Raw genomic sequence first — 26,029 nt, forward strand, 5'->3', positions numbered from 1 at the left:
CTTTTAAAAGTAAGTGTTAGATTGACGTATTTCTCTATTTTGTCTTTTTGAGGGAATAAAGTTTTTTTGATATAAATTCGAGGTATAAAATGCACTATCAGCTAAATCAATGATTTCTACAAAAGGTGCAGAATCAGCTGCGAAGGTTGTATTCAAAGTAATTACAATATTAGTTAGAGTAGATTCTATTTCACTTTTAGGATTTAGTGTGAATTTTGTGAACGGGAAGCTCTTACTCGTATCGACCTTTAAATGGAGGGGAATCATAATTAAAGCTTGCAGAGTCCCTGTTTTCCGTGTGAGTATGTCACAAATGCAGTTAACTTAAGTTTAAGGTAATCCCTTCCACTTGATACAAAAATCAGAATTCGGGGCAAACCCGATCAAAGCCCAATGTTAAAACCCGAATTCATTATAATGGAGATTAATTTACGAGTACGTGGAAATGGGGAGCCGCGAATGGAGGATTAAGCCCCAAGCGGTTGCCTTGAACGTTCTCTTACCTATTGCTTATTTACTGGTAGACATCCAAACGTTAACAATAATTCATCACTTGCAAAATAAATGGGGATTGCATCATTTCAAAATTAACTTATAAAAAATTTTATAATCTATGCATTTCATCAAGGATTTTGTCCAATATAAAAAATTATAATCAAATAAGGGAGATATGATTATGACAACATTTCATGAAATGGGCATAAGTGAACCCATTCAAAGAGCAATAACCGATATGGGATTTGAAGAGGCATCCCCGATACAAGAGAAAGCCATACCTGTAGCTCTAACGGGGAAGGACATAATCGGTCAAGCACAAACAGGTACAGGAAAGACGGCTGCTTTTGCCATACCGATCTTGGAGAAAGTGGATACGAGCAAAAAATATGTTCAGGCTATCGCAATTGCACCGACAAGAGAATTAGCTATTCAGGTCTCAGAAGAGATCAATCGGCTGTCGAAATACATGGGTATAACATCTCTTCCGATTTATGGGGGGCAGTCTATAGATCGTCAAATCAAGGCCTTGAAAAAGGGCCCTCACATCATTACGGGAACACCTGGAAGACTTTTGGACCACATTCAAAGAAAAACGCTTAAGTTAAATCACATTTCAGTGGTGGTTTTGGATGAAGCTGATGAAATGTTAGATATGGGCTTTGTGGAGGATATCGAACGAATTCTCAAAGAGACCCCTGAGGAAAAACAAACCTTGTTGTTCTCTGCAACCATGCCTAAACCGATCCAAAATCTTGCGGAAAGGTTTATGCATGATCCAGAGTTAGTAAAGATGAAAGCGAAGGAAGTTACCTCACCAACAGTAAAACAAATTTATTATGAGGTTAAAGAACGAGATAAATTTGAAGTACTTTGCCGTTTGCTGGATGTGGATAATCCAGAATTAGCTGTGATCTTTGGAAGAACCAAAAGACGAGTGGATGAATTAAGTGATGCCTTGAATAAAAGAGGGTATCTTGCTGATGGGTTGCACGGTGATTTAAATCAACGACAGCGAGATATTGTGATGAATAAATTTCGTGAGGGAAATACTGATATTTTGGTTGCGACCGATGTAGCTGCAAGAGGAATTGATGTTTCAGGAGTTACCCACGTCTACAATTTTGACATTCCTCAAGACCCGGAAAGCTATGTTCACCGAATCGGCAGAACGGGGCGGGCGGGGAAAACGGGGTTAGCTATTACATTTGTTACACCGAGAGAAACCGGACAGATTCACAGTATTGAAAGAGCCTCGAAAGGAAAGATCCAGCGCAAATCAATTCCAACTATAGCAGAAGCAATGGAGTCTATACAGAGAGCAGCACTAGAAAAGATGATTCAATTGGTTGAAGGGGAGGAGCACATACAATTTAAACAAGCAGCAATCGAATTGCTCGATCAATACGATTCCGTAGCATTAGTATCCGTTGCCTTGAAATTGTTATCAAAGGAACAGAAGGGAATTCCCGTTCAGTTAACTTCTGAGACACCGCAACATGCCAAACCTAAAAAAAGGATACAAGAGAAATCGAAGAGAAACTATAAAGGGAATGAACGAAAGGGAGGAAATGGTAAATCTAAATCAACTTCCAGGTCCTCTCGAAAAAAGAAATCATGATGATACAATGATGGAGTTAATAAAGGAAGTAAACAGTCGCAGATATAATTAATGCTTCGTATTATAGGGTTAACCAATCTACTGGTTGCCCTTTTTATATAGGCCCTATTATTTTTAATAGCCAGGGTCACATAAGGAGAAATGGAGGCTCACTGTTCCAAAAAACTCCATCTGCTACTCCACTTGCTGCTTTATTTTAATGTTAATATTTAGTTCACTGCCAGGATCGATAGTTGTTGTCTTATTCGTAGGATTTCAAATATGCTGCTAGAGACTGGGAAATGGGTGCTTATACTCTAGACACCTATGTAGAAGGGGAAAAACAAGGCATTTTTTACGAGTATATTTATAGAAAATGTAATAAGAGCGTTTAAAAATTTTATATGCTTTATACGCTAAAATCCCTAACCCTCTCCCACCCGAAAACAAAAAAAGGTAAAGGACCTTATAACGATTTTTTACTTAGATTAATTTTCTCGTATAAGGCTATGATAGATGTTTTTTCTCTTTTTTCTTCTTCAGTTAAGCTTGAAAATTGGTATCTCCTTTCTATTTCTGCTATTAGAGTAGATAATTTGAGAAACTTTACATGAGCGGACATATCAGAACTAATAATTTTTTCATAAACGAACGGGTGCTATAGTTAAATAAGAAAGTTACAATTGGCAACGTACTTTAGTGTCACTGTTCTAACTGTATTAGCTCTGGATACTATAACAGACCACCTGCTCACCAATTTGCTAACACGTTTGCTCACATAATTATTTTCCTGAGCTTATTTTATTTAACTAAGTTGGTTTTCTCACCCCTGAAAAACCTTATTAAATCAAGCTTTCTTACTCTCATTTAATTTAACTGAACTAGTTTGATTCTGTGACACAAAATTGACAGGGTGGGGGTCGCTGGTTCGAGCCCAGTCAGAATCATGCCGAATGAAAGGCCTGTAGTGCTTGAGTATCAAGGGGTGCAGGCTTTTTTTATTTTTTTTGTGATTTACTCCATTGATCGCTTAAAAGATGGTTTGCTCACATTTGCTCACAAATTTTTCGATGGCTTCCTACTTTACGTTTAGGCAAACGAATAAAGAATTATTTATGTAAAATGTGGTAAGGTAAAAAAGTATGGAGTTATTCTCTTATATAATGAAAAACTATATGAAAAAGGAAGAAGGTGATGAAATGCCAACTAACAATAAACCCAATAGATTAATCGCTGAAAAATCTCCTTACTTACTTCAACACGCACATAATCCCGTTGACTGGTATCCGTGGGGAGAAGAGGCTTTTGATAAAGCTAAACGCGAGAACAAGCCAGTTTTCGTATCTATTGGGTATTCCTAGTTTGGTATCACAAAGCTACATGTCATTGGTGCCATGTGATGGAAAAGGAGTCCTTCGAGGACCAGGAAGTAGCAGATGTATTAAATGAACATTATATTTCGATAAAGGTAGACAGAGAGGAACGTCCGGATGTTGATTCGATATACATGAACGTTTGCCAGATGTTGACCGGGCAGGGAGGATGGCCGTTAAATGTATTTCTGACACCCGATCAGAAGCCTTTTTATGCCGGGACTTATTTTCCAAAGGAAAGCAAATATGGCCGTCCCGGATTAATGGATGTCCTACCTCAATTATCGGAAAGGTACCAAAATGATCTACTGGACATTGTCCGAATTGCTGATAAGATTACGAATGCTTTAAATGAGCGCTCTATGCTCCAGCCAGGGACAGATGTTGCAGAGGAGACAATTCATCAGGCCTATCAGCAAATAGCTCAAAGCTTTGATACAATATACGGCGGATTTGGGCCAGCACCTAAATTCCCAATGCCCCATCAACTGATGTTTTTGCTTCGCTATTTTAAATGGACAGGGACGGAGCTTGCATTGACTATGGTAGAAAGGACGCTTGACTCGATGATGAATGGCGGCATTTATGATCAAATCGGAGGCGGGTTTTCACGTTATTCGACGGATATGATGTGGCTAGTTCCTCATTTTGAAAAAATGCTCTATGACAATGCATTGCTACTTTATACTCTTTCAGAAACGTACCAGATTACAAGGGATCCCCGCTTGAAAAAAACGGCTACTGAACTGGTCGCTTTTATTGAGAGAGAGATGACATCTCCAAACGGTTCCTTTTACTCTGCACTTGATGCCGATAGTGAAGGAATAGAGGGCAAGTATTATGTGTGGGATGAACACGATATTTTTGCTATTTTGGATAATACTTTGGCTGAGTTATTTTGTGAGGTTTATGATATTTCACCAGAAGGAAACTTTGAAGGCAAGAGCATCCCAAATAAAATCAGCTCGAGGATAGAAAAAATAGCGGCAGCTAGAAATGAACCGATTCAGCAACTAGAAGAAAAATTGGAAAATGCCAAAAAGCAGCTATTAAAGGAAAGAGAAAAGCGTGTTTACCCGCATTTGGATGATAAAGTGTTAACCTCCTGGAATGGTCTCATGATGGCTGCTTTGGCAAAGGCCGGTGCGGTTTTTCAGGAAAAATCCTATATTCTCAAAGCAAGCAAAGCAGCTGCATTTATTGAATCAAATTTGTGGACAGGAACACAATTATATGCCCGTTTCCGGGATGGGGAGGTCAAGTATGCAGCCTATCTGGATGATCATGCTTACTTATTGTGGGGGTATCTTGATCTTTATGAGGCAGCTGGTGATGCCTGTTTTCTGGAAAAAGCGATACAGCTGAAGGAAATAATGTTCGATCGTTTCTGGGATGCAAAAGAAGGCGGTTTTTATTTTACAGATGATACCTCGGAAACACTCATATCCCGAGAAAAACAGGGATATGACGGAGCTTTGCCTTCAGGCAACAGCGTAGCTGCATTGCAGCTGTGGAAGCTTTCGAAGCTGATAGGGGATGAAGATCTGCTCAGAAAAGTAGAAAATCTGCTCTCAGCTTTCCAAAAGGAAATGGAAAGCTATCCTGGCGGAATGGTCTATATGCTGCAAGCACCACTTTCCATGTTTGGGGGCGGCAAAGAGATTTTTGTGTCAGGCAATGATCCTGTTAAAAGGGAGCAATTCTTGAATGAATTCAAATCCTTTTTTTTTCCTTTTGACAGTTGCGTTGAAGTAGATCCAAAAGCAAATATTGTTATTAGTGCTTGGAAAGATAAAATGAATCCAAAAGAAGAATTTGCATTATATATTTGTGAAAATTATGCTTGTCAGTTTCCTCTCACTTCTTTAGAAGAAGGCCTTAAAACACTGGCACCTTAATAAAAATGAATGAAAAGTGCATCCTAGGAAAAGCGAAGCTGGAAGCTTCGCTTTTTTAAAGGAGTGAAACGGATGCCTTATGTACAGCATGATGACCGGCGGCTATTTTATGAAATAATGGGAAGCGGAGTCCCTATACTGTTTATTCACCCGCCTGGCATGGGAAGGAAAACCTTTCAAAAACAAGAAAGCCTGCAAGCGTTTTATCGGTTGATTTTTATGGATTTGAGCGGGCATGGGGAAAGCTCGTGTCCTCAACGGCTGACTTTGCAAACCTTTATTGATGATGTTGAAGCAATAAGGAGCCACCTAAATATAGAGAACTTTTATTTGTTTGCATATTCTGCCGGAGGAATAGTAGCTCAGGAATATGCAATTCAATTTAGGAATAGAGTCAAGGGGCTGATGTTATCAGGAGGTTATCCAAAAGTCATGTCAAAACGTCTGGAAGCAGAGCATCATATCGGAATTTGGATGGCCGAAAAGCATCCTGTATGGCTATCACGACTGTTATCATACAGCCATTTTAGTGAAAAGGAACGGCAAAAAGAAATCTTTCAGCAAATGCTGAAAACCGATCCGCAAGTATGGATGCAATTTTATCAAATTTCGCTTCAGTATGATTGCCTTGACAGAATCAGCAGCATCAAGGCACGAATGATGCTTTTATATGGCACACAAGCAGACTCCGTTAATTATCATGCTCGATTCTATCCGAATATCATCGATACGGAAATCATTTTTATTCCACATGCAGAACATCAGCTGCCAACAAGAAAATCATTGCAGGTCAACCAGTTTATTGACCAGTTTATTAAAAACCAAGAATTATTTAACGATAAAAATATTATGTAAACCAAATGAACAAAATGAAAAACAGTGTATGCAGGATACACTGTTTTTTTATGGCAGCTAAAGCATTCAACTGGAAGTAGCAGTTGTTTTTTTGTTAGGATCTGTTTCCGGTCTTACCGCTTTGAAGGTTAGGCCGCCCGCAATTAAGCATAGTACAGCAAAGATGATAAACAAAAGGGTGGGGTTATGATTCATGAAATAAGCCATTAAAGGAGGGCCTGCTGCTACACCGATATATCTCATCGAGCTGTAAAGGGAGGATATGGTTCCCCTGACTTCCTTTTCAATGGCTTGATTAATTAAGGCATCCAGGCATGGCAGGCTTGCCCCTATGCCTATCCCGCATATTAAAAAGACAATTAAAAGATAAATGAATTGGTCTGAAAAACTGACAGCCAGTGTAGAAATTCCAGTCAGTATAATGCTTGAAAACGTAATCCATTTCATTACAACCATGTTGTCGTTTATGACTTTTCCGGCGATAAACGAGGCAAGGCATAATGCAGCAAGAGGGATGGCTAACAAAAAGCCTTTTTTCACCCCGTGGAAATGATAATTGTCCTCAAGAACATTGGACAAATAGAAAAGGACGGCAAATAAAATAAGCATTAAAATCGCTCCAATGGCAAATACCGATAAAAGCCACTTGCTTTCAACATGAAAAACTTCCTTTGTATTCTTTAAAAATTCTTTAAAGGTTGTACCTTTTTCTTCTTTCGAAGGTTTTTTGACCAAAAAAATAATTGACAAAACGGAGATAAGGCAAAATACAGGAAACCCGAAGAAGGGTAGGAACCAAATAAATCCTGCCAAAAAAGATCCCAATATCGGACTTAGGACTTTTCCGAAGGTGTTAGAGGTTTCAATAATTCCGAGTGTAGAACTAACATCTTTATCTTTTTTGAACATATCGCCTACTAACGGAAGAACAATCGGTGCCCCTCCAGCGGCGCCAATTCCCTGTAAAATTCGTCCAGTCAAAATCAAACCATACGGGCTATCCATCTTCCATGACGCCCATCCGGAAAGAAGGCCTCCCAATCCTGCGATAATTAATGAAGGAATGATGACAATTTTTCTTCCGAACCTATCGGAAAGATAACCCGCAACTGGAATAAGGAATATGGCAACGACAGAAAAAACAGTTATAATATAGCTTGATTGCAGTCTGGAAATATCAAGCTTTTTTTCCATTAGGGGCAGGACGGGAATGAGCATGGAATTCCCCAATGTCATAATTAATGGAATGGAGGATAAAGCAACAATTGCCCAGCGCTTTTGATGGATTTCTGATTCTCCGCTGCCGTTTGTCTCTATCTGGGAGTCATTTTGTTTCATTGTCCTTTTTCCTTTCTGTGTTGTGTCTACATTTTAATATTTGCTGGTTTTAATTTTTTATTAAAAAATTTATTTTTTTGGAGGCTATGGAATGGAAATTATAAGCTTAAGTATTGGAATGCCAAAAGAAGTTGACTATAACGGCCTTATGGTAACTACAGGGATTCAAAAGAAGACTGTTCAAGAAGCAGTTCTAACAGTGGATGGATTTAATGAGGACGGGGTAGCGAATACAAATTTTCATGGTGGGCCCGATCGAGCTGTGTGCTTTTATCCGTTTGAACACTATAAACAGTGGGAGAGAGAATTCAATGTTCCATTTCATCCACCTGCTTTTGGCGAAAATCTGACGGTTACAGGCATGGTGGAACAGGATCTTTATATTGGTGACATTCTTCAGGTGGGAGAAACCATATTGCAAATTACACAGCCTCGTGTGCCATGCTCCACAATATCCTGGCAAAATAAAAATACTCTTTTATTAAAAAGATTGGTTCATACCTGTTTTACTGGATATTTTACAAGGGTGTTGCAGGAAGGAATCATTTTTTCGGATTCTAAGGTTGTTAAACTGGAAGAATCACCTAAGAAAATCACTGTTTTTAATGTCCTCCATACGTATATGCATGATGCAAGAAACAAGGAAGCCGTTGACTCGATCCTCGAGGTAGATACGCTTGCACCTGCAATGCGGCAAATGCTAGAAAAAAAACGTACTCCATCCAGCTAATTACAAAATGTTTACTCATCATTATTGTTTCATTGGCACTAGCGGGAATGCTCATTTAAAAGCAAATACAAAATTTAATGAATCACACAAAGTATGTAAGCATTTCTTTTTTACTCTGTTAAAGGACTCTATTATTTTTAAAAAGACGTATACGAGTGCCAATTTTTCAACAAAAGGCTTATTCGTAAACTTTGTTGCTAACGACACAAAGATGCATTGTAATAAAACTTGTGTATTATTTTGTGAACACATATTATATAGGTATCTTTTTGTACATACAGTATATTCTATTCAAAAACAACCTTAAACATGGCGGAAGATCTTGAAAATTGAGAAATTTTTCATTTTTAATGGAATTCTCATCTTATTTTCATGAGGATTTAGGAAACCTGAAGTAATATGGAAATGGCTGGTAAGAACGATTTTATCGTTGGCCCCAACCTTTACCCCCTTTTTATATTACTCATTATAAAGTTCCTTTTTTAAATCGGCCATGGAGCCGGTTTTTTTTTAGCCTGTTTTTATAGGTTTTTAATCCAATTCTCATTTGCCGTTGATATCATTTTGAAAATGCAATTGTAAACCATGCTATAAAAACTCCATTTTCTGTTTAAAATATAATGCCATAAAATTTTTAAAATGTCTCATTAACCCTTAAAATAAAAATAACTGAAGGGGATGATTCCCGATTTTAGTTAAACTTGGTTCTAAGCAGGTGATAGATAATGAAAAAGATACTTTTAGTTGAGGATGAAAAAAATCTGGCAAGATTTATTGAATTGGAATTAAAGCATGAGGGTTACGAAATCAAAGTGGCCTACGATGGACGTGAAGGATTAGAAGCTGGTATTAATGAACAATGGGATGTTATCCTATTGGACTTAATGCTTCCAAGCCTTAATGGACTTGAAGTATGCAGAAGGATAAGGGCTGAAAAAGAAACTCCTATTATTATGCTTACAGCCAGAGACAGCGTAATGGACAGGGTATCCGGACTTGACCACGGTGCAGATGATTATATCGTTAAGCCTTTTGCTATAGAGGAATTATTGGCGAGGCTGAGAGCGATTTTCAGAAGGATTGAAAGCAAGGATGTAAAGACAAGCTTCACCACTTTTACTTTCCGTGATCTTGTAGTTGAAAAAGAAAGCAGGGTTGTGAGAAAAGGAAATGAGATTATAGAAGTAACAAAAAGGGAATACGATCTTTTGCTCACATTGCTTGAAAACAAAAATATCGTGATGACGAGGGAAGCATTGTTGAATAAAGTGTGGGGTTATGAGACCGAAGTTGAAACAAATGTAGTAGATGTGTATATAAGGTATTTGCGGAATAAGATTGATACACAGGGTGAAGACAGCTATATTCAAACGGTTCGCGGAACCGGGTACGTGATGCGCGAATGAGTCATATACAAAAATGGGTTAAAAGAAGTTCTTTAAAAGTTAAATGGTCCATTGGTGCAAGTTCTGCCATCTTTATCACATTCTTCTTATTTAGCTGCCTTCAATACAATTTTATCAGTAAATGGCTTCTTCATGAGGAACAAACCAGTGTGAATGAAGTACTGGATGAATTGGAAAACAGGGGACCATTTATCACAATGGATGATTTATTGGACAGCAAGGATATCATTAAGCAGGTAATGGAGAAGGACCAAACCATTCGAATTCTGGATAAATCTGGAAAGGAGCTTCTGTCTGTAAAAAGCAAGGATTCTTCCCCATTTTATATCCCATTTCAGCCTGTTTCAAAGAATACCACCGTTTTAATTAAAACCGATAAAGATGAGATTTATGTAGGACGTGGACCTATTCATACGAGGAAATTCAGCGGTTATGTAGAAGTGGTCTATCCTTTATATACCTACCACCGCCTCATGCGCAATTTATTAGTTGTCATGGCATTTTTTGGTGCCATCTCTCTTGTATTGAGCGGCCTTTTTGGATTTATCATGGCTAAAAATTTTTTAAAGCCTTTGCAGAAGCTTGCTTCTGCCATGCAAAGCATACGGAAAAAAGGGTTTCAAGCCAGAATGGAGCCAAACGGTTCAAACGATGAGCTGGGGGACTTAACGAATATCTTTAATGAAATGATGGATAAAATCGAACTGTCCTTTATCCAGCAGAAACAATTCGTTGAAGATGCATCACATGAATTGCGTACACCCGTTCAGATTATGGAAGGGCATTTGAACCTATTGAATCGATGGGGCAAAAATAATCCAGATATACTGGAAGAATCCTTATCCGCCTCCTTGCAGGAATTGGATCGTATGAAAAAACTTGTACAGGAGCTATTGGACTTATCGAGGGCAGAGCAGCCGAACCAGATTATAAGGGATCAAAATACTAATGCATTGCACAAATTGCAGCAAATCATAAAAAACTTTGAACTTATTCATGAAGATTTTATTTTTAATTTGCATTGTGATCCCAAAATGGATACGGATGTAAAAATAAATGAAAACCATTTTGAACAAATTATGATTATCGTTCTGGATAATGCCGTTAAATATTCAGATGATGTTCAGAAGGTTAATATAACGCTTAAAGAGGAAAATCAATTCCTTCATATTGATATTCAAGATTATGGAGTCGGTATTCCTAGTGTGGATTTACCTAATATTTTCCATCGTTTCTACAGGGTTGATAAAGCTAGAAGCAGGGAAAAAGGAGGGAATGGACTGGGCCTTGCCATTGCCAAGCAAATTATTGAGAGTTATTCAGGCAAGGTTTACGCTAGGAGCAAGGTAGGGGAAGGAACCACAATTACCTTTATATTGCCGAAAATACGATAAAGCCGATGATGAACAATCATCGGCTTTTTTGTGCATCTTAAAAGGTAAGTAAGTCAGGCCATGGCTGAAAAAAAGGGATTTTTGTGCTTTAAAGCAAAAAATGGGTCAGGCCCCTAAATATTGGTTTGTCTGTTATCGTCTTTCCGATACATCTACTTCTGTGTATTGCATATCTGTATTTTTAGGCATTTTGATTTCCAATATACCATCCCTAAATTGTGCAGTGGTACCTTTTTTCTTTACAAGGCACGGCAAAGTAATAATTTGCCGTTCACCCTGGGAAGGTATATTTTCAAGAATTGCCTGATTTGAAGTGTGGAAGATTCGAATCTGTTTTGCCCATTCTTCCTCTTTTAATGGAACACGGACAAAAATATCATCAAACGTTTCAAAAACAGCGGCTTGAATTGTTTGCTGCTGAACTCCTCTAGTGTCCTCCATTTGCTGTTCACCTTGAGGCTGCTGTTGAAACATGGACGAGGCATTTTTCATTAGACCATCCTGATTAAAAAGGCCCTGCCATTGATCAGGCATCACTTGGGAGAGCATGTTTTGCACATGTTTTTCAATATCTTGAGGTTTGATTTGACCCATCCAGTTGGATGATTCCTTATTAAACGGGAACATATTCCAAGGAAACATGTGAATCCTCCCTTCTTAATGCATATAAACATTTAAAATAGTGTTAGAAAATTCCGATTCAATAAATGCGCAATTTAGAATTGCCGCTATTAATCATTTCAGTATATGCTTCATGAAAACGGAGTGTTCAATTAGACCGGGCTATAGAAAGAAAAGAGCACAGTTGATAAGGGAAAGTAACAAATAACAGCATGTGGAATATCATAACGGTAAAGTTGTAAGACGGGAAAAGATGATATGATGAGAACGGCTCAGTTAAATTTCTTTGTTGAAATCAACAGGTTATTTTAACAAAGACCACCATCATAATAAAATCCGCACCATTACTCATGAAAATTTGTCCTTACTCCCATAACGAGAAGGTAATTATTATTAACAGAGGTCAGTTTGGCTTGATGTTTCAAACTCGCAGAAATGATTATTTTAGGGTAGCCATTAGAAAAAAGAGAAATTTATCAGCAAAAGATTTTGATTTTGCTGGAATAAGTAGTAAGATAAATATGGAAATTTTTAATGATCTAAGAAGGCAGAGAGTAAGCGGTTCATTTTTCGACTATTTTGTCCAAATATATTCTCATGGATGTGGAAATAAGGGAAATGAGCAGCTGTTCATTCATTTTTTAAAAAAATAAGTTTTACACCTTTAACTTATTACATTACAGTGATAAAATTGTCATTGTAAGCGTTATAGCTTATCCTTTTTATTATCATTACATAATTTTCTTTTCTGCAATCGCTAATCTTTTTTCGACAATTATATTGCAGAAAAATATTAAGGCTTAATGGCTGGAGGTTTTTCAAGATGAATCAACAAGCATCAAGAGGATTCTGGGACCGATTTTCAGGCCCCAACCTTGGGTATGTCATGGAGGTTTACGAAAATTATTTAAATAGTCCTGATAGTGTAGATCCTGAAATGAGGGCGCTTTTTGAACAATGGGGAGCACCAGTAGTTTCAAACTCGTCTGAATCGACACACGGGCAAGCAGATGTATCTTTCCAACTGCCTGCAAATCCAACGATGACCAGCAAAATTGTTGCTGCAGTCAAGCTGGCCGACAATATCCGTGCATACGGTCATTTAGCCGCGGATATTTATCCTTTGAATGATCGTGAAAAGGATACCAGGCGGATTGAATTAAGTGAATTTGACCTGACTGAAGATGATTTAAAACAAATATCTCCTTCCTTTATCTGTCCAGATGCACCTGCTGAAGTGACAAATGGATTGGATGCGATTAATTACTTGAAAGAAATCTATACAAAGAAGCTCGCGTTTGAATTCGACCATGTTCATAACATTGAAGAAAAACACTGGCTTCTTCGTACTGTTGAATCTGGAAAAGTAAGCCCTTCCTTTAACAAAGACCAGAAGCTGAAGATTTTAAAAAGGCTGGCACAAGTGGAAGGTTTTGAGAAGTTTGTCCACCGGACGTTTGTAGGGCAAAAACGTTTCTCCATTGAAGGTCTTGATACTCTCGTTCCTTTAATGGAAGAATTAGTGAGCTCTGCTGTGCAAGCGGGTACAAAAACAGTGAATATCGGCATGGCACACAGAGGACGTCTGAATGTGCTTGCACATATCCTGGAAAAACCTTATGAACTCATTTTTGCTGAATTCCAGCATGCACCAAATAAAGATTTGATTCCTTCAGAGGGTTCGATTGGCATTACGTATGGCTGGACAGGCGATGTAAAATACCACTTAGGTGCTGATAGGCGTTCAAATCAGGAAAGCACTTTGAATGCTAGAATCGTATTGGCTAATAATCCTAGTCATTTGGAGGTTGCCAGCCCTATTGTCGAAGGTTATACTCGCGCTGCCCAGGATGATCGTACAAAAGCTGGTTACCCTGAACAGGATACAGAAAAGGCTTTTTCAATCAGTGTGCATGGAGATGCTGCTTTTCCTGGAGAGGGAGTAGTCGCTGAAACCCTTAACCTTGATCAGTTGGAAGGCTATAGCACTGGTGGTTCTGTTCATATCATTTCCAATAATATGATTGGATTTACTACAGAAAGCTATGATTCACGATCTACCAAATATGCTTCTGATACGGCAAAAGGATTTGAAATTCCAATAGTTCATGTAAACGCGGATGATCCCGAGGCTTGTATATCAGCTGCCATGTTTGCCTATGAGTACCGTAAGAGATTTAATAAGCATTTTATGATTGACTTAATAGGTTACCGCCGTTTTGGCCATAACGAAACAGATGAACCGATGACGACAAATCCAACCATGTATAACCGTATTCATAAGCATTTAACGGTTAAATCTCTCTATGCTGAGAAACTGATCAGCGAGGGAGTTATAAGCCAGGATGTGTTGAAACAGATTGACCAGGATATTGTCGATTCATTGCAAAAAGCGTATGATTTGGTACCTGGTAAGGAAGAAGATCCAGATATCACCATGAATCCTCCAGAATATGTCGTGAATGGCTTCCCTGAAATGAAAACATCCATTTCGGAAGAAGAATTGCGTCAGTTAAATTCAGAATTGGTCAATTGGCCAGAGGACTTTAATGTATTTAAAAAGTTGGGAAGAATCTTAAAACGCAGAGAAAACATCTTTAACGGAGAAATGAAGATTGAATGGGCACACGCAGAAGCACTAGCTTTTGGAGCTATTCTGCAGAGCGGCACCCCAATCCGTTTTACAGGACAGGATACGCAGCGTGGAACTTTTGCTCAGCGCAACCTCGTTCTTCATGATGAGAAAACAGGGGAAGAATATATTCCGCTACATCATATTAAAGATGCATGTGCTTCTTTTGCCATTTATAACAGTCCATTGACTGAGACTGCAGTTGTAGGTTTTGAGTATGGATACAATGTTTTTTCGCCTGAAACATTGGTCCTTTGGGAAGCGCAATTCGGAGACTTTGCCAACGTGGCTCAAGTAATGTTCGATCAGTTCATTTCTGCCGGCCGTGCAAAATGGGGGCAAAAATCAGGTCTTGTTATGCTGCTTCCACACGGATACGAAGGACAGGGACCAGAACATTCAAGTGCAAGGCTGGAAAGGTTCCTACAATTATCTGCTGAAAACAACTGGACAGTTGCAAATGTTTCAACTGCAGGACAGTATTTCCATATCCTGCGCAGGCAGGCTTCCATGCTTAAGGAAGAAGGAATTCGTCCGCTCGTAATCATGACACCAAAAAGCCTTCTGCGCCATCGCTTAGCATCTGTTGAACCAGAAGCCTTAACAGAAGGAAAATTCTTGCCGGTGGTTGAAGAATCGGGCTTAGGCTTGAAGAAGAATAAGGTAGAGAAAATTGTCCTTTGCAGTGGAAAGGTAGCCATTGATCTTGAAGAAAAAATTCAAGATCAAAAAGCTGAATTGGATTGGCTTCATGTATTAAGGGTAGAAGAATTATATCCATTCCCAGAGGAAGAAATTAAAGGCATTCTTTCACAATATCCAAACCTCAAGGAGCTTGTTTGGATGCAGGAAGAACCGCAAAATATGGGTGCTTGGACATTTGTGGATCCTTATCTTCGTGATATGGCTCCATCAGGTGTGACCCTCAATTATGCCGGACGTCCAAGAAGATCAAGCCCTTCTGTAGGAGATCCGCTTGTCCATAAGAAAGAGCAAGCTAAACTGTTGAATGATGCATTGGCGAGGTAACACTCATTGTAAAATAAATTGATAAATATAAAGGCTTTTGAATTAAGGGAGGATATCATCGTGGCTCAAATAAAAGTGCCTGAACTAGCAGAATCTATTACAGAAGGTACCATTGCTCAATGGTTAAAACAACCAGGCGATCAAGTCGAAAAAGGGGAATACATTGTCGAGCTAGAAACCGACAAGGTAAATGTTGAAGTGATTTCTGAAGAAGCAGGGGTAGTGCAAGAGCTTAAGTTTGAAGAAGGCGATACTGTTCAGGTAGGAGATGTAATTGCTGTTGTTTCCGAGGGGGGAGCTGCACCAGCACCTGTGGCTCAGGAGCCAAAATCGGAAGAACCAAAACAAGAAAGCCGGCCTGTGGAAGTGAAACAGGATGCTAAGTTTGACAAGGAAGAAATAGCTCCCGAAACAGACAAAAAGAATCGTCCGGTTGCTTCTCCGGCAGCACGCAAGCTTGCTAGAGAAAAAGGCATTGATTTAGGACAAGTTCCAACTATAGATCCTTTAGGCCGTGTAAGAAAACAAGATGTAGATGCTTATCAAAATCAGCCAAAACAAGAATCCAAATCTGCTGGCCAGTCAAAAGCTCCAGTTGCGGCTTCAGTGGAAGATGGTAAGCCTGTTGAACGTATCCGCATGTCTCGCAGACGCCAAACAATTGCAAAGCGTTTAGTTGAAGTGCAGCACAATACAGCGATGCTGACAACATTTAATGAAATTGATATGACCAACGTTATGGCTCTGCGTAAACGCAAAAAAGATAAATTCTACGAAGATCATGATGTTCGGTTAGGATTTATGTCCTTCTTTACAAAAGCAGTCGTAGCTGCATTGAAGAAGTATCCTTATGTAAACTCAGAAATTCAGGATAACGAATTAATCCTTAAAAAGTATTATGATATCGGTGTTGCTGTCTCAACTGAGGAAGGATTAATCGTACCAGTTGTCCGTGATTGCGATCGCAAAAATTTCGCTGAAATTGAAGGTGAAATCGGAGAACTTGCTAAGAAAGCACGTGATAATAAACTGGCTTTGAGCGATCTTCAAGGCGGAACTTTCACGATCACGAACGGTGGAGTATTTGGATCATTATTTTCTACTCCAATCATAAATGGCACGCAAGTAGGAATTTTAGGTATGCATACCATTCAAACACGTCCTGTTGCAATAGATGCAGAGCGTATGGAAAATCGCCCAATGATGTATGTTGCCTTGTCCTATGACCACCGAGTGATTGATGGAAAAGATGCTGTTGGTTTCTTAGTCACGGTTAAAAAGCTACTTGAAAATCCAGAAGATCTATTGTTGGAATCTTAAGGATTAGAAAGATAAAAGCAGTTTCTGGTTTCAGAGACTGCTTTTTTCCTGCCTTTTACATAAGGGAAAGAATTCTTCCCTTTGATCTATGAGCAAGACTGCTAACTTCAAAAAAAAACGTGTACTTTTGGAAGTACACGTTTTTTCTATTTACTTTAATTCAACTCATCATCGAATAACAATAGGATTTAAACCGCGCTTCCGAATTTCAGATTTTAACACTTCAATCCACTCATGATCTTGACCTTTATTTTTCGCGTCTCGATAGGCTGCTACCAACATTTCATTACTCATAATTTTCATGTTACAACCTCCTAGTGGAATTAATATTTTCTATATTTTTAAATAATAATACATTGTTTATTGAAAAAAGAAAAGGGTTTTTTGCAAAAAAATCAAAAAAATATTAATATTGTCGAAAAAAATAGAAAAAACGTAATGAAATTGTATTTGAATATTCGGAAATATATGTTAACTTAATTCTAGGGTATGCTGTTGTTTGAGACAGTGAGTAATGTTGAAAAGGAGATTTACATATGCCGGTACTATTAAATAAAACAATTGGGCAGCTTCTGGAGGAGAGGGCTGAACAACACGGTGATCGCGAAGCGGTAGTTTATGCAGATCGGAATCTTAGATGGAGCTATAAAGAATTCAATCAAATTTGCCGTACGGTGGCAAAAGGGTTAATGGGATTAGGGATAAAAAAAGGTGAGCATATTGCAATATGGTCTTCAAATAAACCCGAATGGCTCGAATGCCAATTCGGAACAGGCAAGATGGGAGCTGTTTTAGTCACAGTTAATACGGATTACCGTACAGCTGAATTAGAGTACCTCCTACGGCAATCTGATGCGACTACCATTATATTAATGGAGCAGTTTCGGAACGTGTCATATATTGAAATGCTCTATGAAATTTGTCCGGAAATAAGGACAAGTAAACCAGGGGAATTATCGTCTGAGAGACTGCCTTTATTAAAAAATATCATTATACTTGGTGAGCATGCATATCCAGGAACATATTGCTGGAACGATATTATTCATCTTGGTCAATTAGTAGAAGATAGCGAGCTGGATAAAAGACTTAATGACTTAAAACCTGAAGATGTGATCAATATGCAATATACCTCCGGAACCACAGGATTTCCTAAAGGAGTCATGCTCACTCATTATAACATTGTAAACAACGGCTTTAACATAGCAGAGTGCATGAAGTTAACGGAAATCGACCGACTTTGTATACCGGTCCCATTTTTCCACTGTTTTGGCTGTGTTCTCGGAACGATGGCCTGTGTATCTGTCGGAGCTGCCATGGTACCTATTCAAGAGTTCAGCCCTAAAGAAGTGCTGCAGGTGATACAGGATGAAAAATGTACAGCATTGCACGGTGTTCCTACTATGTTTATTGCAGAGCTTAATCTGCCAGATTTTAATAGCTATAATCTTTCTTCCCTCAGAACGGGCATAATGGCAGGTTCTAATTGTCCAATAGAAGTAATGAAAGATGTAATGAATAAAATGGGGGCAAATGAAATAACTATTGTATATGGTCAAACGGAATCTTCTCCCGGCATTACCCAAACACGGACGGATGATTCTATTGAAATAAAAGTGGAAACAGTGGGGCGTGCCTTGCCGTTGGTAGAAGTAAAAATTTGTGAACCCGGCACCAATAGAGAAGTGCTTTATGGCGTACAAGGAGAGCTCTGTACGAGAGGGTACCATGTGATGAAAGGTTATTATAATAACCCCCAAGCCACAAAAGAGGCAATTGACGAGGAAGGCTGGCTTCATACGGGAGATCTTGCGGTCATGGATGAAAACGGTTACTGCAGAATTACCGGAAGATTAAAAGATATGATTATTCGAGGGGGTGAGAATATTTATCCGCGTGAAATAGAGGAGTTTATCTATCAGCATCCAAAGGTACTCGATGTACAGGTAATTGGTGTTCCGGATGAAGTGTATGGAGAAGAGGTAATGGCTTGGATTATTCCGAAGCAGGGTGAAATTCTTTCGGTCCAGGATATTCGGGAGTATTGTGCTGGAAGAATTTCTAGACATAAGATTCCACGATTCATAGAATTTATAGATTCTTATCCTATGACAGCTTCTGGGAAAGTTCAAAAGTTTAAATTAAGAGTGGAATCAAAAAAGGTTTTGGCAAGATAATAGGTTTAATAACCAGCAGAAATATTAATTTAAGGATGGAAGATGCCAACAAGGACTGCCGGAGTGGATTACAAAAAAACTGATGAAGAGTACCTATTTAAAGTGATATAAATTTGGAAATTCCATTTCCAGTTGGTATTTAGAAGAAAACAATTTACTGACATTAAAGAGAATAATAAAAAATAGTCTGGTATTTTAACCAGACTATTTTTTGTTGTTTTTATTTCATAGAAATCCAGACACTCTTTACTTCTGTATAATTGTCTAATGCATACGAGCCCATTTCACGTCCAATACCAGATTGCTTATAACCGCCAAATGGAGAACCGGCATCAAAGACATTATAGCAGTTTACCCAAACTGTACCGGCACGAAGGCGGTTAGCAATATAGTGAGCGTTAGCAACATCTCTGGTCCACAGACCCGCAGCTAATCCGTATTCACTGTTGTTAGCACGGTCAATGACCTCATTTATATCATCATATGGAAGGGCAGCTATTACGGGCCCAAAAATTTCTTCTTTTGCAATCGTCATTTCATCCCGAACATCAGCAAAAATAGTCGGTTCTACGAAATACCCTTCTTCTCTAGGTCTCTTTCCGCCTGCTAGTAGCTCAGCCCCTTCACTTAACCCTTTTTCAATATAATGAAGTACACGGTTTTGCTGTTCGCTCGAAACAAGCGGCCCCATTTCGGTACCAGAGTCCAGGCCGGTACCCTGCTTTATGTTTTTAGCATGAGATGCCATGTCCGCAACAACATTATCAAAATGCTTTTTCTGGATAAAGACACGAGACCCTGCACAGCATACTTGGCCTTGGTTGAACATAACACCATTTAATGCTCCAGGAATGGCTTTCGTTAAATCAGCATCTGGCAAAATAATATTTGGTGATTTTCCCCCTAATTCCAAGGTAACCCTTTTCAGTGTTTTGGAAGAACGTTCCATAATCAGTTTTCCTACTTCAGTTGAGCCGGTAAAGGCAATTTTATCTACAAGAGGATGGTCAACCAGCGGCTGGCCGGCTGATTCTCCAAATCCAGGAACGATGTTGATGACCCCAGGAGGGAATCCCACTTCGTTTACTAATTCTGCTAAGTATAAAACGGAAAGAGGGGTTTGTTCGGCAGGCTTTAAGACGATTGTGCAGCCTGTTGCAAGAGCGGCACCCATCTTCCACATAGCCATTAATAATGGAAAATTCCATGGTATAATTTGACCAACAACTCCCACCGCTTCATGGCGTGTGTAGTTAAAAAATGGTCCGCTTACAGGAATGGTTTGACCGGTGATTTTTGTAGTCCAGCCTGCATAATACCTCATATGTTCGATAGCCAGAGGAATATCTGCATTGGCTGTTTCACGAATTGGCTTTCCGTTATCCAGCGTTTCCAACTGTGCGAGTGCTTCCTTATGTTCTTCCATAAGGTCTGCCAGCTTATACATCAATCTGCTCCGTGAGGCAGCACTCATTTTTGACCATTTTCCTTCATCGAATGCTTTCCGTGCTGCTTTAACCGCAAGGTCAATATCTTCTTTGCCAGCTTCGTAGAGGGTGGCTAAAACTTCTCCAGTTGCCGGATTAGGTGTTTGAAAGGTTTTTCCGGAGACACTTTCGACAAATTCACCATTAATAAAGAGTTTTTTCGTTCCCTGTAAAAACTTTTCTACTTTCTCGTTGATTTGAGCAGTTGCTTGATTCATCAAATATCCCCCTTAAGAAAAAGTAATGGAACAAAAGCAGCATTAACAGGATATGTAACAATCCTGTATTGATAACGCTTACAACAATATCCTACAGGTTAATGTTCTTGAATTCAACATAATTGTCTTAAATATTATGAAAATTTTTCGGGGAATTTTTTGTTTCTTCGACATAGTTTTATTCTTTAATTATTTTCAATAGGTAAAAAGAAGTGCTTTTTAGCTTTTTATTTTTTTTCTGGCATATTATAATGTAGGTGGATAGGTATAGTTCTGATATAAAAAGGGAAAAAACGAGGGGAATTAGATGATTAATGAGAGAATGGCCTTGAAAATGAGATTAGAACAATTAAATGGTGCAGAGATTCAAGTCATTAAAGAATTTCACCTGGAAAGGCAAAGCATATTTAAGAGATTGCGTGAACTTGATGAAACGAATTCAGATTTTGTTATCAAATTAGAGGATCTGACAAAAGAAAAAGAGGCTGCTAAAGAAGAAACAAAAACGGAAGATAGCCAGCTAAGAGAAAGAAAGTTGCGCATTGGACGGCCATCACGAAGAAGTAAATCCAGTAAGATGAGAGAAGCTGCTATCCGTATTTTAAAAGAACATCGCGAACCGTTAAAAGGCTCTCAGCTGCAAAAAATGATCGAAGAAACAACAGGTTTAAAAATCGCTAATATGACTACTTTTATGAAAACCGTGGAAAAGGCAGATGCAAATATTCAAAAGCCTTACCGTGGGTTGTATCAGTACATGGCGCAAAGATAAAAAGACAAAAAAAATCCGGAATCATTATCCGGATTTTTTTGTCTTTTTAATTCAAACTTCCTACTTATTTTTCGAACCTTTTACTTGGGCAGCAGGTTGTGTCTGGTAGAATTTTTTTGAAATGTAGGTTTGGATAACCAGAAATCCTCCACTTACAGTCCAGTAAAGCGGCAGGGCAGCAGGGGCACTAAATGAAACAAATAAAATCATAATTGGAGATAATAAACCAATAAATTTCATTTGTTTTTGCTGTTCTTCAGGCATTCCAAGCAATGAAATTCTGAATTGGAAGAAGTAGATGATTCCGGCAATAATCGCCATAGCAATGTCTGCTTTTCCAAGACTGAACCATAGGAAGGAATGGCTTGCAATTTCACTCGAACCACGAATAGCATAATAAAATCCCATTAAAATCGGCATTTGAATGACAACAGGAAGACATCCCATGTTAAGAGGATTTACACCGTGTTTACGATATAAGCCCATCATTTCTTGTTGAAGTTTCATTTGCTCTTCTTTGGATTTTGCTTTTTTGATTTTTGCTTGAATAGCATCCATTTCCGGTTTTACTTTGTCCATCTTTTCTTTCATTTGCTGCTGATTTTTAAATGTTTTTAATGTAAGCGGCATTAAAATCAAACGGATAATCAGCGTAACAACCACAATTGCAAAACCATAATTCCCGCCAAGGACATGGGCTGTATAATGGATAGCAGAAGCAAATGGGTTTACAAAGTAATGGTGAAAGAATCCATTGTTGTTGGAAGTGCTAGTCGGTTTACTTTGCGTGCAAGCAGAAAGAAGCAGCAGGACTACTGCTAACAAAAAAGATAATCGTGTAAAACGTTTCATCAAATATCCCCCTTAGAATGATAAATAGTTTAGATGATAATGGATACAAGATGGGCTGGATCTTCCTGAGGGCAATCCTTACGCCTTACACACTGTATAATCCACAGAATAATGGGATGGTGATTTGGACTTTTCTGCAGATCTTTTTTCTTTTCGCCATTAATCATTAACGAGCTGGGATTTGTATACAGATAGGATGATGGCTTGAAAATAAATCGATTGCAAATATAAGCAAGTCCAATTGCCAGAATAATACTGACATAAAAGGAACAAATCAGCGGATCATTTGTGAAATCAAGAATATATTGCATTGAATTACTTCACACACCTTATGTACACATTAGAAAAGAAGTATACCGTATTTTCTTACATTTTACAATGCATTGTTACTATTTTATCATATACTTATGAAGCAATCCATGGTTTCAGATTTCTTTATATTATTTGACGCATCACAATGATACAGAATATAAACAATTTAGTATAATAAACCAATACTTCAGAATTAACTGCAAGGAAGGGAAGAGAATATTCATTTATGGAAGATCTTAAAATTGATTTATCTCCAGCAATAAAAGAACTGATATTTAAACGCACTTCAAAAGAAAATGTTACGAAGGAAGACAAGAGCTTAATAGGCAAGGGTGGCTACATTCCTTCTGATGATTCTATATTTAGTGATGCATTGACAGCGCTTCTTTTAGGAAAGAATGTGCTGCTAAAAGGGCCGACGGGATCCGGTAAAACAAAGCTTGCTGAAACACTTTCTGCAACTCTTGACCAGCCTATGCACAGCATTAATTGTTCAGTGGATTTAGACGCTGAAGGGCTTTTAGGGTTCAAAACAATCCATCAGTCAGATGGCAAGAGTGCCATTGAATTTGTTCCTGGTCCAGTTGTGAAAGCAATGGATAATGGACATCTCCTATATATAGATGAAATTAATATGGCGAAACCAGAAACATTGCCTATATTAAATGGTGTTTTGGACTATAGAAGAATGATTACAAATCCTTTTACAGGTGAAGTTGTCCATGCAGATCCCAATTTTGGTGTCATTGCAGCAGTAAATGAAGGCTACGTGGGGACAGTGCCGTTGAATGAAGCGTTGAAAAATAGATTTGTAGTCATTGAAGTTCCATATATTCAAGGCCCTACATTAAAAACGGTTTTACAAACACAAAGTGCATTAAAGGATGATTCATTACTTGATACATTCCTCTTGCTATCACATGATTTAATTACACAGGTGCAAAATGGACAAATATCGGAGGAAGCGGCTTCTATAAGGGCATTGCTTGATACATGTGATCTTGCAGTCTACTTGCCGCCTCTTCGAGCAATCCAAAGGGGAATTATTGACAAGCTTGAAGATAACCGTGAAAAAGCCGCCGTAAAAAACATTGCTGAAACGCTGTTTGAGTAGGAGGCTAGGGATTTATATGGAGCGATTTATACAATTTAATGATGATAAAATTGACTCCATGCTGCTCATGGAGCTCGAGGACTTGGCTAAAACCTTAACCCGTGACAAGGAATATGAAGTCCGTTTTAGTGTTCATTCGTATTTGGACAAAAAGGAAAAGAATATCTATATCAGCCACTTCTGGAATCATAGGCCAGAAGAAATTATGAGAGCAGGCTTGAAAAGCGATGTGTTTCTAAGAGCAATAGGGAATTTCGGTTATTCCGATACCGAGGAATCCAAACGCTATTTACATCAAATAGAAAAAACGCATTTAAAGCGCTTTGCAAAACAGCTGTTTATGATGATGGAAGATGCCCGTGTGGAAGAACTGAGCAAAAAGGAAAGACCCGGAATCAAGAAAAGCTTCAGCATCCGCCGGACGGTTTACCGAAACTATTTTGCATCACAACGAAATACAAACCTAGTAAAAAGTATTCATACAGACGCCCTTTTTAATACGATTTATTTGATGTTATTTTCTGAGTCTCCACTTGAGGAAGTGCCATCCATCCTGCCTTCTGTTGACATGGCTATGCCTTATATTAAAAGCCAGGTATACAAATATTACGATGCGAAATCAACAAACAGCATCGCAAAAATCTGCTTAGAGCTTGTTGAAGTGCTTTCAGATATCATAAGCCCTGATATGCTGAATGAATATTTTCATTTTCCAGATTTAACAGCGGAGGATAAGGAGAATGGATTGGATTTTGATGATTTAAAAAGAAAGGATCCGCTGCAAAATAAGGATGTTTCATCTAAAGAAAAAAGCGGTGAAGAAGAAATTTTTGAAGAGGAAATGAGAACCTGGCATAGAGAAACCAGTGATATGAGCAAAAGCTTTCTTCAGTTTGATCTCGACCAGGGGACTCAGACCGATTTGCTGGGAGAAGGAGTACGAGAGGGGGAAGCGGGAGACCAGGCGCTTGCCATCGTTCAGGGTTCTATGCAAAAAACCGCCAAAAATGATTATTCTAAAATGGAGGCGCAAAAGCAAAAGAAGGACGATACCGGAACGGACAGAACAGAATATGGAAAAGAAAATAAATATGCTGTTTCTATTCAATTAAAGCCTGCTTCTCCACTTGCAGATGAGATCAAGAAATATTCACTTTACCGCTCTGAAATTGAGGCCCTTCAGAGAAAGCTGACAAAGCTTATTGAGAAAACACTTGAACACAAGAGAAATGCACCACGGACAAATATTCAATTTGGAAGACTGAATAAAAGGTTAATACCTTTTTTTACTGAGGAAAATCCAAGATTGTTTCATAAAAAACAGGAGCCTTCAAAAGAAATCAACGCGGTTTTTTCATTACTGGTTGATTGTTCTGCTTCTATGTACGATAAAATGGATGAAACGAAACGAGGAATTACGTTATTCCATGAATCGCTTAAATCCGTCAAGGTAGCTCACGAAGTGGTAGGGTTTTGGGAGGATACCAGTGAGGCGACCAAAGTAAGGCAGCCAAATTATTTTAAAACGGTCATCGACTTTCATTCTTCATTAAAAAAACAGACAGGTCCTGAAATTTTGCAGCTTGAACCGGAAGAGGACAATCGAGATGGGTTTGCCATTAGGCACATGGCTGAACGATTAAAAGCGCGGCAGGAGACGCAGAAATTTTTGCTCGTTTTTTCGGATGGTGAGCCTGCGGCTTTTGGTTACAACCAAAATGGAATCGTGGATACCCATGAGGCTGTACTTGAAGCAAGGAAAAATGGAATTGAAGTCATCAATATTTTTCTTTCAAATAGCCATATCGAGGAAAGCCAAAGGAATACCTTAAAGAATATATATGGTCATTTCAGCATGCTGGTACCTGAAATTGAAGAACTTCCGGAGATATTGTTTCCTTTATTAAAAAGGCTTCTTTATAGAAGTATTTAAATCGTTGCCTACAGCCGATAGGATAACCGATTGTAACGTATGCCATTTAAACCAGTTTGTTTTGTATATTTAGAAAATAGGTTTAAAATATGATTAATAGGATATGGAAAAGGAGAGTGTAACACTCTCCTTTTCCAATAAAATTGTGAACTAATACATATGAAAAAGGTAATAATGCGGGATAATCTAATTTACTTTGAACATTTTTTATTAGTGTATGTCTTCTGTTTTTCTTGCCTGTTGAATTCTTGCACAATCAATATGAGTTAAATCAACCTGATTTTTGACAGAGACCACCATTCTAATAAAATTTGCATTATGGCACTTGAAAAGGTGTTCTTTCTCCCATAACGATAAGGCAATCGTTATCACCAGAGCTTGGTGTTGACTTGATGCTTTGCACTCGTAATAAAGTTATTTTCAGGTCAGCCTATATGCATAAAATGAGAGCTAGAGTAAGGAGAAAGGGGATGAGA

19 protein-coding genes are annotated in these 26,029 nt (G+C 38.5%); 13 read left to right on the plus strand and 6 right to left on the minus strand.

Translation table 11 applies throughout. The features are described 5' to 3' along the window. Positions 1-676 precede the first annotated feature (676 nt). The 4 genes from cshA to A5N88_RS03670 all read left to right on the plus strand — a co-directional run bounded on the left by cshA (position 677) and on the right by A5N88_RS03670 (position 6,221). Positions 677-2,116, plus strand: a complete 1,440-nt coding sequence (cshA, locus tag A5N88_RS03660; RefSeq protein ID WP_066263157.1) for a degradosome RNA helicase CshA — start codon at positions 677-679, stop codon at positions 2,114-2,116. A gap of 1,178 nt (positions 2,117-3,294) precedes the next feature. Next, positions 3,295-3,456 carry a DUF255 domain-containing protein gene (locus A5N88_RS26055; protein ID WP_083953275.1) on the plus strand — a complete coding sequence of 54 codons (162 nt, stop codon included), beginning with the start codon at positions 3,295-3,297 and terminating at the stop codon, positions 3,454-3,456. A gap of 38 nt (positions 3,457-3,494) precedes the next feature. Further along, positions 3,495-5,366: a thioredoxin domain-containing protein gene (locus A5N88_RS03665; protein ID WP_083953009.1), complete on the plus strand. Its 1,872-nt coding sequence runs from the start codon at positions 3,495-3,497 to the stop codon at positions 5,364-5,366. 72 nt (positions 5,367-5,438) lie between these two features. Next, a complete protein-coding gene (locus A5N88_RS03670; RefSeq protein ID WP_066263159.1) occupies positions 5,439-6,221 on the plus strand; it encodes an alpha/beta fold hydrolase in 783 nt (260 codons plus the stop codon). A gap of 66 nt (positions 6,222-6,287) precedes the next feature. On the opposite strand, the gene A5N88_RS03675 is transcribed toward A5N88_RS03670, so the two are convergent. Next, the gene (locus tag A5N88_RS03675) at positions 6,288-7,559 is read right to left on the minus strand and encodes an MFS transporter (protein ID WP_066263161.1); all 1,272 of its coding nucleotides are present in this window, start codon (positions 7,557-7,559) and stop codon (positions 6,288-6,290) included. A 91-nt stretch (positions 7,560-7,650) separates the two neighbouring features. Here A5N88_RS03675 and A5N88_RS03680 point away from each other — a divergent pair, with 91 nt between their 5' ends. From A5N88_RS03680 to A5N88_RS03690, 3 genes are all read left to right on the plus strand, one after another. Then, positions 7,651-8,289, plus strand: coding sequence for an MOSC domain-containing protein (locus A5N88_RS03680; protein ID WP_066263166.1), 639 nt, complete (start codon positions 7,651-7,653; stop codon positions 8,287-8,289). 725 nt (positions 8,290-9,014) lie between these two features. Then, positions 9,015-9,695, plus strand: a complete 681-nt coding sequence (locus A5N88_RS03685; protein ID WP_066263167.1) for a response regulator transcription factor — start codon at positions 9,015-9,017, stop codon at positions 9,693-9,695. Continuing rightward, positions 9,692-11,089: a HAMP domain-containing histidine kinase gene (locus tag A5N88_RS03690; protein ID WP_066263171.1), complete on the plus strand. Its 1,398-nt coding sequence runs from the start codon at positions 9,692-9,694 to the stop codon at positions 11,087-11,089. The genes A5N88_RS03685 and A5N88_RS03690 overlap by 4 nt, the downstream gene beginning before the upstream one ends. A 132-nt stretch (positions 11,090-11,221) precedes the next feature. Here the strand turns inward: A5N88_RS03690 and A5N88_RS03695 are convergent, their stop codons facing one another. Continuing rightward, positions 11,222-11,731 carry an Hsp20/alpha crystallin family protein gene (locus A5N88_RS03695; RefSeq protein ID WP_066263177.1) on the minus strand — a complete coding sequence of 170 codons (510 nt, stop codon included), beginning with the start codon at positions 11,729-11,731 and terminating at the stop codon, positions 11,222-11,224. Between the two features lie 802 nt (positions 11,732-12,533). Between A5N88_RS03695 and A5N88_RS03705 the strand changes: the two genes are divergently transcribed. Continuing rightward, on the plus strand, positions 12,534-15,371 hold the full coding sequence (locus A5N88_RS03705; RefSeq protein WP_066263182.1) for a 2-oxoglutarate dehydrogenase E1 component: 2,838 nt from the start codon (positions 12,534-12,536) through the stop codon (positions 15,369-15,371). A gap of 60 nt (positions 15,372-15,431) precedes the next feature. Then, on the plus strand, positions 15,432-16,691 hold the full coding sequence (odhB, locus tag A5N88_RS03710; protein WP_066263185.1) for a 2-oxoglutarate dehydrogenase complex dihydrolipoyllysine-residue succinyltransferase: 1,260 nt from the start codon (positions 15,432-15,434) through the stop codon (positions 16,689-16,691). A 168-nt stretch (positions 16,692-16,859) separates the two neighbouring features. Here odhB and sda read toward each other — a convergent pair whose 3' ends face one another. Further along, positions 16,860-16,994: a sporulation histidine kinase inhibitor Sda gene (gene sda, locus A5N88_RS03715; RefSeq protein WP_066263187.1), complete on the minus strand. Its 135-nt coding sequence runs from the start codon at positions 16,992-16,994 to the stop codon at positions 16,860-16,862. Positions 16,995-17,227: 233 nt separating this feature from the next. Between sda and A5N88_RS03720 the strand changes: the two genes are divergently transcribed. Continuing rightward, positions 17,228-18,865 (plus strand): AMP-binding protein, encoded by a 1,638-nt coding sequence (locus tag A5N88_RS03720; protein WP_066263190.1) that lies wholly within the window; start codon positions 17,228-17,230, stop codon positions 18,863-18,865. Positions 18,866-19,085: 220 nt separating this feature from the next. Here A5N88_RS03720 and A5N88_RS03725 read toward each other — a convergent pair whose 3' ends face one another. Next, the gene (locus A5N88_RS03725; protein ID WP_066263193.1) at positions 19,086-20,570 is read right to left on the minus strand and encodes an aldehyde dehydrogenase family protein; all 1,485 of its coding nucleotides are present in this window, start codon (positions 20,568-20,570) and stop codon (positions 19,086-19,088) included. 334 nt (positions 20,571-20,904) lie between these two features. On the opposite strand from A5N88_RS03725, the gene A5N88_RS03730 reads away from it, so the two are divergent. Then, complete coding sequence (locus A5N88_RS03730; RefSeq protein ID WP_157090592.1) at positions 20,905-21,342, plus strand: Rok-like winged helix domain-containing protein; 438 nt, start codon at positions 20,905-20,907, stop codon at positions 21,340-21,342. A 60-nt stretch (positions 21,343-21,402) separates the two neighbouring features. Here A5N88_RS03730 and yidC read toward each other — a convergent pair whose 3' ends face one another. Both yidC and A5N88_RS03740 read right to left on the minus strand, forming a co-directional pair. Continuing rightward, entirely contained in the window at positions 21,403-22,194 is a 792-nt protein-coding gene (gene yidC, locus A5N88_RS03735) for a membrane protein insertase YidC (RefSeq protein ID WP_066263198.1), read from the minus strand. 29 nt (positions 22,195-22,223) lie between these two features. Continuing rightward, complete coding sequence (locus A5N88_RS03740) at positions 22,224-22,505, minus strand: hypothetical protein (RefSeq protein ID WP_066263202.1); 282 nt, start codon at positions 22,503-22,505, stop codon at positions 22,224-22,226. A 227-nt stretch (positions 22,506-22,732) separates the two neighbouring features. Here A5N88_RS03740 and A5N88_RS03745 point away from each other — a divergent pair, with 227 nt between their 5' ends. Beyond that, on the plus strand, positions 22,733-23,620 hold the full coding sequence (locus A5N88_RS03745) for an ATP-binding protein (protein WP_066263206.1): 888 nt from the start codon (positions 22,733-22,735) through the stop codon (positions 23,618-23,620). A 16-nt stretch (positions 23,621-23,636) separates the two neighbouring features. Beyond that, positions 23,637-25,553, plus strand: coding sequence for a vWA domain-containing protein (locus A5N88_RS03750; RefSeq protein WP_066263209.1), 1,917 nt, complete (start codon positions 23,637-23,639; stop codon positions 25,551-25,553). Positions 25,554-26,029 lie beyond the last annotated feature (476 nt).

The sequence above is a fragment of the Heyndrickxia acidicola genome, from assembly GCF_001636425.1.
Classification (GTDB): Bacteria; Bacillota; Bacilli; order Bacillales; family Bacillaceae_C; genus Bacillus_AE; species Bacillus_AE acidicola.

What these genes read in the sequence shown, in the direction of transcription:
- cshA (WP_066263157.1), top strand. Translation starts at nt 677, where the DNA reads ATGACAACATTTCATGAAATGGGCATAAGTGAACCCATTCAAAGAGCA.
- A5N88_RS26055 (WP_083953275.1), top strand. Translation starts at nt 3,295, where the DNA reads ATGCCAACTAACAATAAACCCAATAGATTAATCGCTGAAAAATCTCCT.
- A5N88_RS03665 (WP_083953009.1), top strand. Translation starts at nt 3,495, where the DNA reads ATGGAAAAGGAGTCCTTCGAGGACCAGGAAGTAGCAGATGTATTAAAT.
- A5N88_RS03670 (WP_066263159.1), top strand. Translation starts at nt 5,439, where the DNA reads ATGCCTTATGTACAGCATGATGACCGGCGGCTATTTTATGAAATAATG.
- A5N88_RS03675 (WP_066263161.1), bottom strand. Translation starts at nt 7,559, where the DNA reads ATGAAACAAAATGACTCCCAGATAGAGACAAACGGCAGCGGAGAATCA.
- A5N88_RS03680 (WP_066263166.1), top strand. Translation starts at nt 7,651, where the DNA reads ATGGAAATTATAAGCTTAAGTATTGGAATGCCAAAAGAAGTTGACTAT.
- A5N88_RS03685 (WP_066263167.1), top strand. Translation starts at nt 9,015, where the DNA reads ATGAAAAAGATACTTTTAGTTGAGGATGAAAAAAATCTGGCAAGATTT.
- A5N88_RS03690 (WP_066263171.1), top strand. Translation starts at nt 9,692, where the DNA reads ATGAGTCATATACAAAAATGGGTTAAAAGAAGTTCTTTAAAAGTTAAA.
- A5N88_RS03695 (WP_066263177.1), bottom strand. Translation starts at nt 11,731, where the DNA reads ATGTTTCCTTGGAATATGTTCCCGTTTAATAAGGAATCATCCAACTGG.
- A5N88_RS03705 (WP_066263182.1), top strand. Translation starts at nt 12,534, where the DNA reads ATGAATCAACAAGCATCAAGAGGATTCTGGGACCGATTTTCAGGCCCC.
- sda (WP_066263187.1), bottom strand. Translation starts at nt 16,994, where the DNA reads ATGAAAATTATGAGTAATGAAATGTTGGTAGCAGCCTATCGAGACGCG.
- A5N88_RS03720 (WP_066263190.1), top strand. Translation starts at nt 17,228, where the DNA reads ATGCCGGTACTATTAAATAAAACAATTGGGCAGCTTCTGGAGGAGAGG.
- A5N88_RS03725 (WP_066263193.1), bottom strand. Translation starts at nt 20,570, where the DNA reads ATGAATCAAGCAACTGCTCAAATCAACGAGAAAGTAGAAAAGTTTTTA.
- A5N88_RS03730 (WP_157090592.1), top strand. Translation starts at nt 20,905, where the DNA reads ATGAGATTAGAACAATTAAATGGTGCAGAGATTCAAGTCATTAAAGAA.
- yidC (WP_066263198.1), bottom strand. Translation starts at nt 22,194, where the DNA reads ATGAAACGTTTTACACGATTATCTTTTTTGTTAGCAGTAGTCCTGCTG.
- A5N88_RS03740 (WP_066263202.1), bottom strand. Translation starts at nt 22,505, where the DNA reads ATGCAATATATTCTTGATTTCACAAATGATCCGCTGATTTGTTCCTTT.
- A5N88_RS03745 (WP_066263206.1), top strand. Translation starts at nt 22,733, where the DNA reads ATGGAAGATCTTAAAATTGATTTATCTCCAGCAATAAAAGAACTGATA.
- A5N88_RS03750 (WP_066263209.1), top strand. Translation starts at nt 23,637, where the DNA reads ATGGAGCGATTTATACAATTTAATGATGATAAAATTGACTCCATGCTG.